At 57.9% G+C, this 16,346-nt stretch carries 16 protein-coding genes and 1 riboswitch; of the genes, 3 read left to right on the top strand and 13 right to left on the bottom strand.

Features of this window, described 5'->3' with window-relative positions:
* Positions 1 to 107: 107 nt before the first annotated feature.
* Positions 108 to 1,553 carry a cysteine--tRNA ligase gene (cysS, locus tag H8S11_RS02245; protein ID WP_186852031.1) on the bottom strand — a complete coding sequence of 482 codons (1,446 nt, stop codon included), beginning with the start codon at positions 1,551 to 1,553 and terminating at the stop codon, positions 108 to 110.
* 57 nt (positions 1,554 to 1,610) lie between these two features.
* Positions 1,611 to 2,285, bottom strand: a complete 675-nt coding sequence (gene epsC / locus H8S11_RS02240; RefSeq protein ID WP_147572071.1) for a serine O-acetyltransferase EpsC — start codon at positions 2,283 to 2,285, stop codon at positions 1,611 to 1,613.
* 453 nt (positions 2,286 to 2,738) lie between these two features.
* On the opposite strand from epsC, the gene H8S11_RS02235 reads away from it, so the two are divergent.
* Together H8S11_RS02235 and H8S11_RS02230 are read left to right on the top strand one after the other, a co-directional pair.
* Positions 2,739 to 3,488, top strand: a complete 750-nt coding sequence (locus H8S11_RS02235) for a helix-turn-helix domain-containing protein (RefSeq protein WP_243200893.1) — start codon at positions 2,739 to 2,741, stop codon at positions 3,486 to 3,488.
* A gap of 2 nt (positions 3,489 to 3,490) precedes the next feature.
* Positions 3,491 to 3,853: a hypothetical protein gene (locus H8S11_RS02230; protein WP_186852030.1), complete on the top strand. Its 363-nt coding sequence runs from the start codon at positions 3,491 to 3,493 to the stop codon at positions 3,851 to 3,853.
* A 147-nt stretch (positions 3,854 to 4,000) separates the two neighbouring features.
* On the opposite strand, the gene H8S11_RS02225 is transcribed toward H8S11_RS02230, so the two are convergent.
* The 11 genes from H8S11_RS02225 to H8S11_RS02175 all read right to left on the bottom strand — a co-directional run bounded on the left by H8S11_RS02225 (position 4,001) and on the right by H8S11_RS02175 (position 14,953).
* Complete coding sequence (locus tag H8S11_RS02225; protein ID WP_147572061.1) at positions 4,001 to 4,822, bottom strand: formate/nitrite transporter family protein; 822 nt, start codon at positions 4,820 to 4,822, stop codon at positions 4,001 to 4,003.
* A 10-nt stretch (positions 4,823 to 4,832) separates the two neighbouring features.
* A complete protein-coding gene (locus H8S11_RS02220) occupies positions 4,833 to 6,497 on the bottom strand; it encodes a formate--tetrahydrofolate ligase (RefSeq protein WP_186852029.1) in 1,665 nt (554 codons plus the stop codon).
* 53 nt (positions 6,498 to 6,550) lie between these two features.
* Positions 6,551 to 6,642: riboswitch (ZMP/ZTP riboswitch) on the bottom strand.
* Positions 6,643 to 6,731: 89 nt separating this feature from the next.
* Complete coding sequence (locus H8S11_RS02215; protein WP_147572059.1) at positions 6,732 to 7,667, bottom strand: LysR family transcriptional regulator; 936 nt, start codon at positions 7,665 to 7,667, stop codon at positions 6,732 to 6,734.
* A 301-nt stretch (positions 7,668 to 7,968) separates the two neighbouring features.
* Positions 7,969 to 8,142, bottom strand: coding sequence for a DUF4250 domain-containing protein (locus H8S11_RS02210; protein ID WP_186852028.1), 174 nt, complete (start codon positions 8,140 to 8,142; stop codon positions 7,969 to 7,971).
* A gap of 11 nt (positions 8,143 to 8,153) precedes the next feature.
* Positions 8,154 to 8,492 carry a histidine triad nucleotide-binding protein gene (locus tag H8S11_RS02205; RefSeq protein WP_186852027.1) on the bottom strand — a complete coding sequence of 113 codons (339 nt, stop codon included), beginning with the start codon at positions 8,490 to 8,492 and terminating at the stop codon, positions 8,154 to 8,156.
* 66 nt (positions 8,493 to 8,558) lie between these two features.
* Positions 8,559 to 9,599 carry a hypothetical protein gene (locus H8S11_RS02200; RefSeq protein WP_186852026.1) on the bottom strand — a complete coding sequence of 347 codons (1,041 nt, stop codon included), beginning with the start codon at positions 9,597 to 9,599 and terminating at the stop codon, positions 8,559 to 8,561.
* Positions 9,586 to 10,089: an RNA polymerase sigma factor gene (locus H8S11_RS02195; protein ID WP_262670378.1), complete on the bottom strand. Its 504-nt coding sequence runs from the start codon at positions 10,087 to 10,089 to the stop codon at positions 9,586 to 9,588. The genes H8S11_RS02200 and H8S11_RS02195 overlap by 14 nt, the downstream gene beginning before the upstream one ends.
* Positions 10,090 to 10,482: 393 nt before the next feature.
* A complete protein-coding gene (locus tag H8S11_RS02190; protein WP_186852025.1) occupies positions 10,483 to 11,025 on the bottom strand; it encodes a hypothetical protein in 543 nt (180 codons plus the stop codon).
* Between the two features lie 3 nt (positions 11,026 to 11,028).
* The gene (gene alaS, locus H8S11_RS02185) at positions 11,029 to 13,713 is read right to left on the bottom strand and encodes an alanine--tRNA ligase (protein WP_147572052.1); all 2,685 of its coding nucleotides are present in this window, start codon (positions 13,711 to 13,713) and stop codon (positions 11,029 to 11,031) included.
* 23 nt (positions 13,714 to 13,736) lie between these two features.
* Positions 13,737 to 14,168: a DUF3887 domain-containing protein gene (locus tag H8S11_RS02180; protein WP_147572051.1), complete on the bottom strand. Its 432-nt coding sequence runs from the start codon at positions 14,166 to 14,168 to the stop codon at positions 13,737 to 13,739.
* Positions 14,168 to 14,953 (bottom strand): PhzF family phenazine biosynthesis protein, encoded by a 786-nt coding sequence (locus H8S11_RS02175; protein WP_186852024.1) that lies wholly within the window; start codon positions 14,951 to 14,953, stop codon positions 14,168 to 14,170. The genes H8S11_RS02180 and H8S11_RS02175 overlap by 1 nt, the downstream gene beginning before the upstream one ends.
* Positions 14,954 to 15,420: 467 nt before the next feature.
* Here H8S11_RS02175 and H8S11_RS02170 point away from each other — a divergent pair, with 467 nt between their 5' ends.
* Positions 15,421 to 16,296: a DUF4397 domain-containing protein gene (locus H8S11_RS02170; protein ID WP_186852023.1), complete on the top strand. Its 876-nt coding sequence runs from the start codon at positions 15,421 to 15,423 to the stop codon at positions 16,294 to 16,296.
* The last annotated feature ends 50 nt before the right edge of the window (positions 16,297 to 16,346 follow it).

The following is a 16,346-nucleotide window of genomic DNA, read 5'->3' as shown; positions in this document are numbered from 1 at the left end:
ACGCTCCCCTGGAAAAAGGCGTGGAACCTGTACCATAAAACAGGCAGAAATCGATCAGCCGGGGGCGGCCATTCCTTTGCAGGATGGCCGCCCCCGGCATCTCCCTGTTATACCCGCTTCCAGGACGCGCCTCCGGGCACGTCGGTGACCTCGATGCCCATCGCCTTCAGTTCATCCCGGATGCGGTCGGCTTCGGCAAAATTCTTTGCCTTTTTGGCCTCGCCCCGTGCCAGCACCAGAGCATCGACGGCCGGGTCCCCTTCGCCGGTGACGGTATAGCCGCCGGCAGACTGGGACTTCTGAGCCGCCTGCTCCTTCCGCACCTTCTCCGCCTTTTCCAGCAACGACAGGGACAAAACCTGGTCAAAGCTGTTCAGGATGGCCAGCTTGGTGGCCCCGTTAGTCTTGGCCTTCAGGGCGTCATACAGGGCGGTGACTCCCATGGATGTGTTCAGGTCATTGCCCACCTGCTGACGGAATTTCATCTGATACTCACCCAAGAGGTCCTCGTCCACCACACCGTCCTTGGGGTCGATGGCCGCGATCTTGGCAATCAGCTTTTGGTAAGCCCCAGCGGCGTTATCCAGATTTTCCCAGGAAAAGACCAAGCCCTTGCGGTAATGGGACTGGAGGCAGAAGAACCGATAGGCCAGAGGGTCATAGCCCTTCTCCTCCAGTAAGGACACAGTGAGGAACTCCCCCTTGGACTTGGACATTTTTCCGCTGTTTGTATTTAAATGGTGGACATGGAACCACTGCTTACACCAGGGGTGACCCAGGTAGCTCTCCGACTGGGCAATCTCGTTGGTGTGGTGGGGGAAGGCATTGTCGATCCCGCCACAGTGCAGGTCCAAATACTCTCCGTTGTGCTTGAGGGAGATACCGGTACATTCGATATGCCATCCGGGATAGCCCACCCCCCAGGGGGAATCCCACTTCAGGGCCTGGTCCTCGAATTTGCTCTTGGTGAACCAGAGGACGAAGTCGTTTTTATTCCGCTTGTTGGAGTCCTCCTCCACGCCCTCCCGGACGCCTACCGCCAGGTCCTCCTCATCGTGGTCGTTGAACACATAATAGCGGTCCAGCTTGGAGGAGTCAAAATAAACGTTTCCTCCAGCCAGGTAGGCGTACCCCTTTTCGATCAGGCCGGATACGATCCGGATATAGTCCTCAATGCAGTTGGTGGCGGGCTCCACCACGTCGGGCCGCTTGATATTCAGCTTTTCACAGTCGTTGAAAAAGGCGTCAGTATAGAACTTGGCAATCTCCATGACTGACTTGTGCTCCCGTTTGGCGCCCTTGAGCATCTTATCCTCGCCGGTGTCAGCGTCAGAGGCCAGATGGCCCACATCGGTGATGTTCATGACCCGATTGACCTCGTACCCATCGTAGCGCAGGAATTTTTCCAGCACATCCTCCATGATATAGGAGCGCAGGTTGCCAATGTGGGCAAAGTGGTATACTGTGGGACCGCAGGTATACATCTCTACATGTCCGGGAGTATGAGTTTGAAATTCCTCTTTCTTATGGGTCGCGGAATTATACAGATACATGGTACCTCTCCTTTTTATCTAGTCTCTTTCTCTTGTCCTCAGAGCGCAGGCGGCCGGTCAGACCGTCTCCCGCTCTCCCTGTTCCCTAATAATCTCGTATCGCTCATCCAGCAGCTTTTCGATAAATTCCAGTCTGGAGGACAGGGCCTCCAAACGCTCCAGCGTGGGATTTTCCACGCTGGTCTGGTCCACTTCATCCGCGTATCGGGTGGTGCGTCCGGCGATGCGGACGATCTGGGCCGGGATACCCACAGCAGTAGCGTCCTCCGGCACCTCGGACAGGACCACGGCGTTAGCCGCGATCCGGGAGTTGTCGCCCACCTTGATGGGACCCAGCACCTTGGCCCCGCAGCTGACTAGGACATTATTGCCAATGGTGGGGTGGCGCTTGCCCTGATCCTTACCGGTCCCCCCCAGCGTGACTCCATGGTAGAGCAGGCAGTCGTCCCCCACCTCGGCGGTTTCTCCGATGACGATGCCCATACCATGGTCCATGACCAGACGGCGGCCGATCTTGGCCCCAGGATGGATCTCAATACCGGTCCAGAACCGGCTCCACTGGGAGACTGCCCTGGCCAAAAATTTCAGATTATGACAGTATAACCAATGGGCAAGCCGGTGATACAACAGGGCATGCACCCCTTGATAGAGCAAAAATATCTCCAATTTGGAGTGCGCGGCCGGGTCACGGCGCTGATACGCCTCCAAGGTTTCCATGAGGGATCTGAACATAGGCTCCTCCTTCCTTGTTTTGCGGTAATCCTGCCCCTCGCTGGGCAGGACAAAAAGAAAACCTCTTATGCCCATTTTGGCATAAGAGGCGATAACTCGCGGTTCCACTCTCATTTCTCACTTGACCGGCCGCTATCGGGGCCGAACCGGAGGCCATTACGCCCCGCGCTCCCGGACGCACTTCACGTCTGCCGCTGTGGGCCCCCTTTCAGCCGGTGAAGGGCCCTCTCTGTCCGTTGGCCGGGACGCTACTCTTTCCGTTCCTCGCGCTTGTTACAAGTCATTATATTAGCATCCTTCCTGGGAGGTGTCAAGTATAGCCCCGCCTTTTTCTCTGTTTTTCCCCCTCCAGCCGCCTGTCAACTTCAAGTTGACAAATTTCCAGCTTATTTTTCTTGTCATATCGTGGGATTTGGGGTATCTTGGATGCAGGATCAGAAAGGTGGGAGGACCATGATGGAACTGTATGAACGGATCGCCCTGGCCCGGAAGCAGGCCGGATTATCCCAGGAGCAGTTGGGAGAAAAGCTAGGCGTCTCCCGGCAGGCGGTAAGCAAATGGGAGAGCGGACAGACAAACCCAGATGTGGCCTATTTGGCAGAGATGTGCCGTCTGTTTGGCGTGTCCTCCGACTGGCTACTTCTTGGAGAGGAGAGCGCCCTGGAGAGGACCCCCGCGCGCTGCCCCGGTTGTCAGGCCATTGTCACCGGTCTGGACCGGTTCTGTCCCAACTGTGGCCGGTCTCTTGCAGAACGTCTGGAAGATGGGACGTACACCCTTGTCATCAATCATATCACGGATTCTAAAATGGTCCGGGACCGTTTAGCCCAGTTTTATCGGGAGGTGCTGCAAGATGAGACCTATTCCGCTGTCCTACCGGACGCCATCTTGCGAGATGCGGAGGCGGGCGTTCTTTCCTCCCACTCTGTCGAGAATATGCTCCTGTTCCCGCCGGTCATATTGATTACAAACGCCAGTTATACCACGGTCCAGCGGGCCCTGAAGCTGCTGCACCACTTTGCGGACCTTCGCTCCTATCCCTCCGACGCGGGCAGCGACCTAGAGCAGTTGAGCAAGAGATCCCCTGTGGATGACCTTTCCAGCCGTGAGGAGCCCCGCCGGGAGCCCCTGTCTTTCGGTGCCGCAGTGGGTGCCGTTATCTTAGGCTTAATAGTAACCGTGCTGCTCCTCAGCTTCCTCTGACCTTGGATATTCGAACATTTGACCTGCGGGTGTGCGGCGGGGCCCTAGTATTTTATATCGTCAACCGGTGTTTTCTTATTCCCAACTCAGACGGACACTTAGGATGGTTCCTGTCCTGCTATGCCAACGACCTGTTTGCCGGGGGAGCCATATGCGCCTGGGCTGACTACCTTTTGCGCTGGGGCAGGCTAGCCCCCCTTCGCTCGGTAAAGCACGCGGTCCCCCTGCTTTTGGCCTGCGGGCTGGTGTGGGAGGTTCTCGCCCCACTTTGGAAAGCGGGGGCAGTCTTCGACCCCTGGGACTTCGTCGCCTATCAGGCGGGCGGACTGCTCTACTTAACCGCCAGAGAACGGGCCTGTCGATAGCGGTCCTCCGGGCTTATTCTGAAGAAAGGGTCGTCTAAGCACCTGTGAAAGTTCAAAAAACCGGCTGACCACGCCCGGTCGAAAAAACGGCTGTGGGAGATGGTCTCTCGATCATCTCCCACAGCCGTTTTCTATGCCAATAGGCCGTCAGCTTTTCGGGCGGTAGCAATACCACAGCAGGCCGCCCAGCCCCGCGCCGCCAAGGACGTTCCCAATCGTGACGGGGAGCAGGTTTCCCAGCAGGAATCCCCCCACTGTCAATCCAGACAGGTCCAGCCCCGCCTCCGCCGCCAGCTGGGCATAGGCCGGGACCATCTTGGCCATAAGGCCAGCGGCAATATAGTACATATTGGCAACGCAGTGCTCAAAGCCGCACAGGACAAAGTAACATACCGGAAGAAATGCCCCCATCAGGCGGCTGGCTGTGTCCCTGCCCGACATGGCCATGACCACGCCCAGGCAGACCAGAAGGTTACAGAAGAAGCCCAGCACCACCCCATTCTGGAAGGGGATGGCACACTTGGCGGCCGCCATTCTCATTGTGAACAGGGCCAACTGCCCGCCGGAGTAGTCGAGCTGACCGAACCAGGCGCAGCCCGCCGCCACCAGCAGGGCTCCGGCAAAATTAGACAGGTAGACGATGCTCCAATTCCGCAACATCCCCCGCCAGGAGCAGCGCCCGTCCAGCAGAGAAATGGTGATCAGGCAGTTGCCGGTAAAGAGCTCCGCCCCGGTGGCTACCACCATTCCCAGCCCGAAGGGGAACAGCAGGCCACACACCGTCCGGGCGGTCCAGGTGCCCTGGATGCCATAGGAGGCCGTGTTAGTGGCGGCGCTGCCCATGGCGATCAAGGCCCCAGCCAGGATGCCCAGCAGGATCAGGACAGAGGCTGGCTTTCCGGCCTTCTCCGCCCCAGCGGCGGCGTAGAGTGCCGTCACCTGGGCGGGGGAATTGAAATGGTTATCCATGTGCCCCCCCTCAGAACAGGCCGGAGATTACTCCGTTCTCATCCACGTCGATCTTTTCCGCGGAGGGTACCTTGGGCAGGCCGGGCATAGTCATAATATCCCCAGTCTGGACCACCACAAAGCCGGCACCCGCGGACACCTTCACCTTGGACACCGTAATGGTAAAGCCCTCGGGGCGGCCCAGCTTGGTCTGGTCATCGGTGAGGGAATACTGGGTCTTGGCCATGCACACGGGCAGGCCGCCCATGCCCATCCTCTCCAGCCGCTCCAGCTCCTTGGATGCGGCAGCGGAATAGCTCACGCCCACGCCCCCATATATCTTTTTCACCACAGCCTCGATCTTGCTCTTTAAAGGCTGATCTAACTCATAGGCGTAGGTAAACTTCTTGGGCTGCTCACACAGGCGGAGCACCTCCTGGGCCAGTTGGATACCGCCCTCGCCCCCTCTGCCCCACACTTCGGACAAGGCCACATTGACCCCCAGTTCTTTACACTTGGAGCGGATCAGGTCCAGTTCTCTGTCGGTGTCGTTGACAAAGCGGTTGATGGCCACCACACAGGGCAAACCGAAGACCTGGGTGATATTCTCCACATGCTTGAGCAGGTTGGGCAGGCCCCGCTCCAACGCCTCCAGGTTTTCCTCTCCCAACTGGGCCTTGGGCACACCGCCGTTGTACTTCAGCGCCTTAACCGTGGCCACGATGACCACCGCGTCCGGGGTCAGTCCGGCGGCCCGGCATTTGATGTCCAGAAACTTCTCCGCACCCAGGTCAGCTCCGAAGCCCGCCTCGGTGACCACATAGTCGGCCAGCTTCAGGGCGGTGTCAGTGGCGGAGACGGAGTTGCAGCCGTGGGCGATGTTGGCAAAGGGGCCGCCGTGGACAAAGGCGGGAGTGTTCTCCAGCGTCTGGACCAGATTGGGCTTGATGGCGTCCTTCAGCAGGGCGGCCATGGCTCCCTGGGCCTTCAGGTCGGCGGCGGTCACCGGCCGGTCGTCATAGGTGTAGCCCACGATGATACGAGCCAGCCGCTCCTTCAAATCCTTCAGGCCGGTAGCCAGACACAGGACCGCCATGATCTCGCTGGCCACCGTGATATCAAAGCCGTCCTCTCGCGGGACACCCTGCATCCGGCCGCCCAGACCGTCCACGATATTTCGCAACTGCCGGTCGTTCATATCCACACAGCGGCGCCAGGTGATCTTCTTCACGTCGATGCCCAGCTCGTTACCCTGCTGGATATGGTTGTCCAACATGGCGGCCAGAAGGTTATTGGCCGCTCCGATGGCGTGGAAGTCGCCGGTGAAGTGGAGGTTGATATCCTCCATAGGCACCACCTGGGCGTAACCACCACCGGCGGCGCCGCCCTTGACGCCGAACACAGGGCCAAGGGAGGGCTCCCGCAGGGCCAGGATTACGTTCTTGTCCAGCTTTTTCAGCGCGTCAGCCAGCCCAACGGAGGTGGTGGTCTTGCCCTCTCCGGCGGGGGTCGGATTGATAGCGGTGACCAGGATCAGCTTGCCCTTCCGGGCCTTGTCCCGCAGGGGGGTGATGTCGATTTTAGCCTTATAGCGCCCATAGTATTCCAGCAGTTCCTCGCTGACCCCCGCCTTGTGGGCCACCTGGCCAATTGGAAGCATCTCCGCGGCCTGGGCGATCTCGATGTCAGTCTTCATCTTCCATAACTCCTTCCTGTTGCGCCCGCAAAAATAAAAGGGCGCACTAAGCAATAGTGCGCCCAGACGGTCGGCAATATGGCGTTTCACACGCCGGGCCCTGTTCCACGTGGTCACTCCACTTCCGTCAGTCGCAGGGCTTGGATTCAGTTTAGCATAGGCCTCCTCCCTCGTCAAGGGGGGCGGTGTGGTTTCTCTCCGTCCCTTTTGCTGAAAATCAGGCCCGATATTTGTTCAAAGGTTGGCGGGACGGTCAAAGCGGCTGTAATACTCCTTGATCAGGTCGATAAACGTTCTGGCCGCCGGTGACAGGAATCCATTTTTCTTGTAGACCACCGCCATGGGGCAGGTCAGTGGCGGCTCTCCGATGGTAAAGCAGGCCAGCCGGTCCAGATATGGGGTGCGAGAGATGCCGCTCTCCTGTAAAAAGGCGAAGCCCATGTTTTCCGCCACCAGATTGATGGCTGTGGTATTGTTGGTGGTCACCAGAATATTCTGGGGCTCCACGTTATGGACGGAGAAAGTATTGTGGAGCAGCTTGGACAGCCGCCAGTCCGGAGGCAGCATCACGATACGCTCCCGCTCCAGCTGCCGCAGGTCGGGGAAGGGTATGGGGTCGTCGTAGGTACTGGTGAGCCCTCGGACCAGGGGGTGGTCCCGGTGGGCCAAAAGGAAGATATGCTCCCGCATGACCAGTTCATAGGTCAGCTCCGTCAGATCCCCAGGGATGTGCATGATGCAGAAGTCCGTGACACTGCCCGCCGCCAAATCCCCCAGTTCGGGCACCGGCGCCTCATGGAGGACCACCTGGACGTCGGAGTATTGCTTGGTGAACAGGGGCAACACATCGGGCAGAAGGGTGGAGCCGCGCCAAGGGGATACGCCGATGTGGAGGACAGGCCGCTTCTCGTTCTGCAGATCCCGCAGGTCGCTGACCAGCTGCCGGTCCAAATAACTCTGGCGCTCCAGATAGGCATGGAACACCTCCCCTGCCGGCGTCAGCTTCAGGGGCGAGTGGGAACGGTCCAGCAACACGGCCCCCAGATTGGACTCCAGCTTGGCCAGATACTGGCTGAGATAGGGTTGGGAGAGATAGAGCCGCTCCGCCGCTTTGGAGATGCTCCGCTCCTTGACGATGGCCATAAAATATTCCGGATTCTTGACGAACATAAACAGCACACCCCATAACTAAAAAGCTATGAGGATTATATCACAGTTCACCCAGTATGGAAAGGGGTATCTTCCTTTTTCTGATACAGAAAGAAAAACCGGAGCCGTGGAATGATCCACGGCCCCGGTCTGCCCGGCGGTATTGCCTGCCCCGCCCAAGCGTCTGGTGGTCAGAGCGCGCCCTCAGTCAGGAAAAGTGAAAGTAGGGAGGTGTAAGGAGGATGAGAGTTAGCTCTCTCTAACCACGTATATGTTAGCATATTCTAACTCTCTTGTCAACCCCTTTTTCCGACCTCCTCTATCAAAGGAATTGGTTGCGCTCTCTATGGTAGGTGTAGCCTATGGCAGCCAGCTTATCCTCCACCCCGCTCTGCTCTACATCCAGCTGCGCGCACAGCTCCTCCAGGGTGCAGCCGTCATCCCTAAGCCGGGTATTCAAGAAGCTGAGGAGGATGGCGGGATCATTCGGTACCATCCCCTTCTCCCTCAGCCTGGAGGCCAGGTCATATCCCGGCCAGACAGAACATGGAAATGGAGATGGGGGACAGACTGGCCCGCCTGCTCCCCAATATTGGACACCACACGGTAGCTGTCCAGGCCCAGCTCCTTGGTTACTTTGGAGATGACTGCGAAAATATGGGCCACTACGTCGGCGTTGTCCTCTGTCACCTCGGCCACAGATCCGATATGGGCCTTGGGGATAACCAAAAAGTGGGTGGGCGCCTGGGGATCGATGTCATGGAAGGCAAAGCATACCTCGTCCTCGTAGACTTTGTTGGACGGGATCTGCCCCTCCGCGATCTTACAAAACAGACAGTCAGACATTGGGAAACCCTCCTTTGTTTGTTAGTAAGACCATTGTACCCCCTTTTGCCAGAATTGCCAAGGTTTTTATTCCTCCACCGGGAGCAGCCCTCCCAGAGAGAAGGTCTGGCCTAAGATGGTAAGGGATGTCACCTCATCCGGGTCCACAATTTGATTCAGTTGGAACACAAATTCGCCCATCCCGGTATCTGGATTATAGCTCTGGCTCACTGCGCGGCCCACAGATGCGGTTTGGCCGTCCAACAGATTCAGAACGGTAGTACTTTGTATTTCGGAAAACGCCGCTGGCCCCCACATACGGAAATCGTTTTCCTCTCCTTGAATCATAAAGGCAACACTGATGGGCGAAACATACAGCGACTGCAGGACCATATTGTCTTCTCCCACCTGAATGGGAAGCCCGGCCTCATATTGTCGTCCGCTGTCCTGGTCAGGCAGTTTCACACAAAAGTCATGCCGCTCCTGAGAAAAGTCAGCCAAGTTCTCAAAGGTGGTCTTTTCAACCAGGCGCAACGGAGTAATCGTAAATTCCCCACCCAGAAATGTCTGAGCATCTGCCTGAAGATAGGTGGTCGGTCCCCGATACCACAAAATCGAGATGTGATGGTCACCCGGATCATCATCTGGTAAAACAATGGAGCCGGACACCCAGCCGCCCACGCCATTCTCTTCCGACTCAGGCTCAATATCGGAAGTTGCCAGAACAGAATAGTCCTCTCCCCATAAGGCAGTCTCCTCTGGGGCAATCACGTCCAGTAGGACCGCCAAGGTATACCGGTCCACCAGCATTTGTTCCACTTCAACCGTCCATCCATTTTCATAGGTGTGTCTTTGATCCACCTGCACCACACCGTCTTTGATCAGCCTTACCTCCTGCTCCCCTGCCCCAAACAGCGCCGCAAGTTTCTGATCCAACCCCGTAGCCACTGTAAAGGCACAGGCCAGCAGGAGCACGGCGGCGGCCGCCAGTACAGCGGGCATCTTCTTCATTCGACTCACAGGTTTGACCTCCTTCTGCTCTGTCAGGAGGCGGTCCAGCATAACCCGTTCCTGCTCTTGAGTGGGTTTTATCTGGTCAAACACCCGCTTGAGCTTATCCTCGTCCATACTCTTCCACCTCCAAAATTTCTTTCAGTTTCCATCTCGCCTGAACCAGCCAGGTACGAATGGTGGATGGGTTCTTCCCCAAGATCTCCGCTGTTTCCAGCGCGGTGTAACCCTGGTAGTAGTGGAGATACAGCACCATCCGGTATTTCTCCGGTAGGGTAAGGATCAGATCCCACAGCTCCCCGTCCGACGGCTGCTCCCAGGTCAGGTTCTGAAGTATCTCTTCTCCCGCCCTCTTTGTCCTCCACCAGTGCTTGAGCTGGTTTTTGCACTCGTTCCGGGCGGTAACGATAAGCCAGGCCTTTTCATGCTCCGGATCACGGAAGAGGCCCTCATGCTCCATCGCTTTTCGAAAGACTGTCTGGGTGGCGTCCTCTGCGTCGGGTACATTTTTCATCAGCATCAGACAGATCTGATAGACCATGGTCACATATCGGCGGTAGAGGGCGGCCATCTTCTCCCCGCTCTGGCTATGTTCCAAATAGGACACCTCCCTTTTTGTCTCTCTGCTTATCACACAATCTGGCTGGGGAAAATGTTGAGAATCTCCCAAAAAATTTTAAGGGACGGCCCAAGGGCCGTCCCTTTTGAAGATGGGGTCCGTTTACCGCTTTTGCTTCAAGTACACAGGGCCTCCCCGTCCCAGCCGCGGTTTTCATCTATTCCACTCAGAGCCGGGGCGCCGCCTTTTCCAGCCTACTAAAAAAACAGTCAAAATTAGATTTAAATCAAAGTGAAAGATAAAAGAGCCGTGCGGCAACGGTCCAGTTAACCGTGCCGCACGGTATCTGTTAGCATAAAAAGTCAAAATCAGGAAGGCAGATAGAACTTCGATGCTGGAAGATCTTGTCCCTGCAAAGCCCGTTTCCTTATCCCTGTCCTGTCACTCTGGATACTCCAGTCCCAGCACATCATAGTATTCGTTGGAAAATTTCATAATCGTGGGATCAAAGGCGGCCTGAAGGGCCTTGACCTGCTGATACGGAGCAGCGGGAGCCAGGTCAAAGGCCCTTGCTATCCTCTCCAGGGCTGTCTGTTTCCCAGCAAAAAATGTCTCACACCCAGGCCAGACAGCCCTCTTGTCCTCCTCCAACAGTTCCCGGAACCGTTCTTCCGTCAGCCACCAGATCTGGGAGAGGGGGTTGGCATCCCGGCAGTAGAGGACAAAGGACAAAAATTCCCGAAAATCTGTCGCTACTGGCAGGACATAGGTCCCCGGCTCCCCCATAGCGGGGTCCACGCAAAACACCCGCTCATCCCCGGGCAGAAGGACAAAATGGATACCGTCGCAGCCCAGCCTCCCTACCGGCTCGGCATTCATCGGAGTACAGAAATAAGGCTCCAAGGAAAGTCCAGGCTCCATCAAGCCAATACTTTCAAAGTCAATATCCAGAGCGCAAAAGCGCTTGAGATCGTCGCGGGTCATGGCTCACAGCCCCAGCTTCATGGATACCACGTTATCCACCATAGCGAGGGCGTTGTCCACCATCAGCGGGTCTTTGCCGCCGCCCATTGCGGAGTCAGGCTTGCCGCCGCCGGAGCCGCCGGCGATGGCGGACACCTGCTTGACGATCTCTCCGGCCTTGACTCCCTTCTGGACGGCCTCCTTGCCACAGGCGGCCAAGAAGGTAATCTTCTCCCCATTGATGGCGGCCAGGACGGCCACAACGTTGGGCTCCTTGTCCTTCAAAAAGTCCCCCATTTTGCGCAGACGGTCGGCATCCGCGTCCGGCACCGTGGCGGTAAGCACCTTCAGGCCCCCTACCTCATGGGCAGCGAAAAGGAATCGCTCGGCCTCGCTGACCGCTTCACGGGCCTTGAACTTCTCCACTGCCTGGTGGAGCTGGCGAATCTCGCCCATGGCAGCCTCCGCCTTCTCCCGCAACTCACCGGGTTTAGCCTTCAGGGCTGCAGCAGCCTGGAAGAGCAGCTCCTGATTGCGGTTCATTACCTCTAAAGAAGCCATACCGGTAGTAGCCTCGATGCGGCGGACGCCGGAGGCCACAGAGAACTCGCTGGAGATGTGGAACACCCCCACCTTGGCGGTGTTATCCAGGTGAGTACCGCCGCAGAACTCCACGGAGTAGCCTTGGCCCATGTCCACGACTCGGACCACGTCACCATATTTCTCTCCAAAGAGGGCGATAGCCCCCTTCTGCTTGGCCTGTTCAATGGGCAGCTCTTCGGTCACAATGTCATAGCCGGCCAGCACAGCCTCATTCACCATGGCGCTGACCTTGGCCAACTCCTCTGCCGTCATGGCGGAGAAGTGGGTGAAGTCAAAACGCAGCCGGTCGGCCTCCACTAGAGAGCCTGCCTGGTGGACGTGATCGCCCAGAACAGCGCGCAGGGCCTTATCCAGCAAGTGGGTGGCGGAGTGGGCCCGCATGACGGCCCGACGGCGGTCCAGATCGATCTGGGCCCGAACCGTGTCGCCCACCTTCAGGGTTCCCTCCATCAGCCGGCCATAGTGCATATACTTGCCGCCCTTGTTCTTCTGCACGTCATGGACCTCAAACAACATCCCACGCCCGCTCTCACAGGCGATCACTCCATGGTCGGCCACCTGGCCGCCCATCTCGGCGTAGAAGGGCGTTTTGTCCAGCACCACAATGGCCTCGCCACCGCCGATGATCTCATCCCGCTGCTGGCCCTCGGCCACAATGGCCACCACCTTGGCATCCAGCACGGTATCACACCCGTAGCCCACAAACTGGGTCTCTGGCACATCCTTACCAAATTCCACGCCGGCCCAGCCCAAATCGCCCAGAGCCTCCCGGGCCTTCCGGGCCCGCTGGCGCTGCTCCTCCATGAGCTGGTGGAAGGCGTCCTGGTCCAAGGTCATGCCCTGCTCCTCCACCATCTCCAGCGTCAGGTCGATAGGGAAGCCGTAGGTATCATATAACTTGAAAGCGTCGGCGCCGGAAAAGGTCTTTTCCCGCTTCTCCTGGTGCCCCTTGAGCATCTCGTTAAAAATCTTCAGGCCGCCGTCGATGGTCTTGGCGAAGTTCTCCTCCTCCACCCGGATGACCTTTGTGATATAGTCCTGCCGCTCCCGCAGTTCGGGGTAATGGCCCTCGTTCTCGTGGATGACGGTGTCGCACACCTTGTAAAGGAAGGGCTCGTTGACGCCCAGCAGCTTGCCGTGGCGGGCAGCCCGGCGGAGCAGGCGGCGCAGGACATAGCCCCGACCCTCGTTGGAGGGAAGCACGCCGTCACAGATCATGAAGGTAGCGGAGCGGATGTGGTCGGTGATGACCCGCAGGGAGACATCCTTGGCAGGGGTCTCGCCATAGTGGGCGCCGGTGATTTCGGATACCTTGTGGGTGATGTTCATGACGGTGTCCACATCGAAGAGGGAGGGCACTTTCTGGCAGACGCAGGCCAGCCGCTCCAGGCCCATGCCGGTATCGATGTTCTTCTGCTTCAGCTCAGTATAGTGACCCTCACCGTCGTTGTCAAACTGGGAAAAGACGATATTCCAAACCTCAATATAGCGGTCACAGTCACAGCCCACAGTGCAGCCGGGCTTGCCACAGCCCCACTCTGGGCCCCGGTCGTAGTAGATCTCCGAGCAGGGACCACAGGGGCCGGAGCCATGCTCCCAGAAGTTGTCCGCTTTGCCGAATTTGAAGATGCGGTCGGCGGGAATGCCGATCTCTTCGTTCCAGATACGGAATGCCTCGTCATCGGCGGGGGTGGTCTCGTTCCCCTCAAAGACAGAGGGGTACAGCCGGTCCGGGTCCAGGCCCACCCACTCCGGGCTGGTCAAAAACTCCCAGCCCCAGTGGATGGCGTCCTTTTTGAAGTAGTCCCCAAAGGAGAAATTGCCCAGCATCTCAAAGTAGGTGCCGTGGCGGGCAGTTTTGCCGATGTTCTCAATGTCTCCGGTGCGGATGCACTTCTGGCAGGTGCAGACACGATGGCGAGGGGGCTCCTGCTCCCCAGTGAACCAGGGCTTCATGGGGGCCATGCCGCTGTTAATCAGCAGCAGGGACGCGTCATTCTGAGGGATCAGGGAAAAGCTGGGCAGACGCAGATGGCCCTTGCTCTCAAAAAAGGACAGGAACATCTCGCGCAGCTCGTTCAGTCCGAAAGGCTTTGGATCATGCATAGGAATTACCTCCGTATATCATCTTATTTCTTTTTCACTTCCGCATATATGCCGATCAAGTTCAGATCGGTGTCAAAGGAGAGCTGATAGGCGATGTTTTTCTCCTCATGCTCACAGTAGATCACCGCCACCGCATAGTCCTCTCCATAGTCTTTGTTCTTTCCGCCCACCGCCATCCGCTTTATGGTTTCCACATAGGGTCCGGCTTCCGAAACCTTGTCCATCTCGGACTGGATTGTATCCGCGGTGACGCCCAGCTCCTCGGCTATGTCCGGCCGGAAGGCGTCAACCACTCCTTGATAGTCCCGTGCGACCAGCATCTCCACAATCTCCTGGCCCGCCTGTCCCACCGCTTCCTCCTCCATGCCGCTGGGCAGGGGGCGGGTGCCGCAGCCGGCCAGCAGCAGGACGGCTAGCAGCGCCGCGGCCAGCAGGCCTGTCGTTCTTCTTTTCATCAGCAGTCCTCCAACATCAGTTCACACCTGGCATAGAGAGCTGCCCGGCCGGCCAGGATAACCCGGTCCCCCTCCAAGCGGCAGTAGAGGGTTCCGCCTCGCGGAGACGCCTGGCGGGCGGTAAACTCCCTCCGTCCCGTCCGGGCAGCCCAGTAGGGGATGATGTGGCAGTGGCCAGAGCCGCACACCGGGTCCTCTGGCACCCCCATTTTGGGGGCGAAGGACCGTGACACACAGTCAAACTCCCCGCTCCCCGGAGCGGTAACCTGCATCAGAGCCCCCTTCAGCTCCTTCAGCTTCTCCTGGTCTGGCTCAAGGCGGATGACGGTCTCCGGGTCCTCAAAGACACACAGCAGGTCACGGGCCCTCCAGACCTCGCTGGGTCTGGCCCCCAACGCCTCGGTGATCTGGTCGGTCACCTCCAGGCGCTTGAGCTGATAGGCCGGGAAATCCATCTCCAGCAGCTCGCCCCGCTTTCTTACCGTCAGCCGCCCGCTGAGGGTGTCAAAGAGGACGACATCCAGACCCGGAGAGATAAATTCCGTGATCACGAAGGCCGCAGCCAGAGTGGCGTGGCCGCACAGGTCAATTTCCCCGCTGGGGGTAAACCAGCGCAGCCGGTATCCCTCCCCTTCCGGGACGGCAAAGGCAGTTTCAGAGAGATTGTTTTCCCGGGTAATCCGCATCATCCGGTCCTCTTCCGGCCAGCGGTCCAGCACACATACTGCTGCCGGATTGCCCTCAAAAACCCGATCCGCAAAGGCACCTACAATATATTGCCGCATTTTATACCCCTTTCGAAATAAAAAACGCCCCTGACAGCAGTCAGGGGCGGAAAGCATCCTTCCACGGTACCACCCTGATTATCCGGCGCGGCACGTCAGCCGGACATCTCAGTCATCCGCTCACGGGGATGGGCCGTCCCGCTCCTCACGGGCTGCTCAGAAGTGGCTCGTACAGCTTTCAGCCGAGGGCTTTCACTGTCCCCTCTCGCTAAAGACACCCCGCTGTACTTGGCTTCATCAACACATTTCCGGGACTATTCTACCATGTTTTTTCCCATTGTCAAGGTGTTTGGCCTACTTTTTCATCTGTCCTTCCCCTTTTTCTACCTCCTTTCCTCCCGCGTTCTCTGAACAGGCTTCCTCCATCTGGCATAGCATGGGGTGCCCCCTGCTTACGTTTGGGGCTGTCCAGACAAAATAACTCAGAAAGGAGAAAGGCCAGGCTCTCCCTGACCTGCCTTATCCATATGGAACGAATTAACGACAACACCCCGGTGATCCCTTTGCCCAATCCGGGTGAGGGTGGACCAGTCTATGATGGTAATTCTGGAAATACCCCGGTCATTCCTCTGCCCAATCCGGGAGAAGGCGGACCGGTCTATGATGGCAGCACCGGGAATATCCCGGTCATTCCCCTCCCAAATCCGGGAGAAGGCGGGCCAGTCAACGGCGGCTCCTCCGTCCGCCCCCCTATCTGGCTCCCATTATCCAGAGTCCGTTTTCTCAATGCCGCCTTCGGCTACACCCCTATCCGCATCCAGATCAACCGCGTCCGGGTGGTCACCCGGTTGGGTTACGCCTCGGTATCCTCCTATGTCCAAGCCCCTGGTGGCTATCAGACTATCACTGTATCCGGTCTCGACGGCTACACCTATCTCCGCAAGACCATGCCGCTTCCCCCAGGCAGTCTGTCCACCATCGCTGTCATCAATACCCCTAGTGGGCTGGACCTGCTCCAGATCTCTGACCAATGCTGCCTTCAGGGCAACTGCGCTTCCAATTTCCGGGTAAGCAATCTGGCTCTGAACAGCCCCCCGGTTGATGTGCTGTTGAAGGACGGCCGGGTGGTCTATGCTGATGTCCGTTTCAAGGAGACCACCATTTTCAAGCGCGTCCGGCCAGGGACTTATCAGTTCCTTTTTGCCGAGACTGACCGTTCCCCCATGCCCTCCTGGATGGACATTGAGACTCTAGACAGTGCCTTCCTGGGTACTCCCGACCTGCCCGACACCATTGTTTCCCTGAACCTGGAGGTGGAGAAAAATACCAACTATACCGTGTTCCTGTTGAGCAGCGGCACTGGGAAGCGGGATATCCAGACTATGGTAGTCACCGACCGCTAGTGCCGTCCCGCGGTTGATTTTACTCCCCCTCCGTGTTAAAATGGCCGCAC

This window comes from Flintibacter hominis, from assembly GCF_014287965.1.
Lineage (GTDB): Bacteria > Bacillota > Clostridia > Oscillospirales > Oscillospiraceae > Lawsonibacter > Lawsonibacter aceti.
The sequence above is the reverse complement of the archived record's forward strand: the minus strand, read 5'-3'. Positions and strand labels throughout refer to the sequence as shown.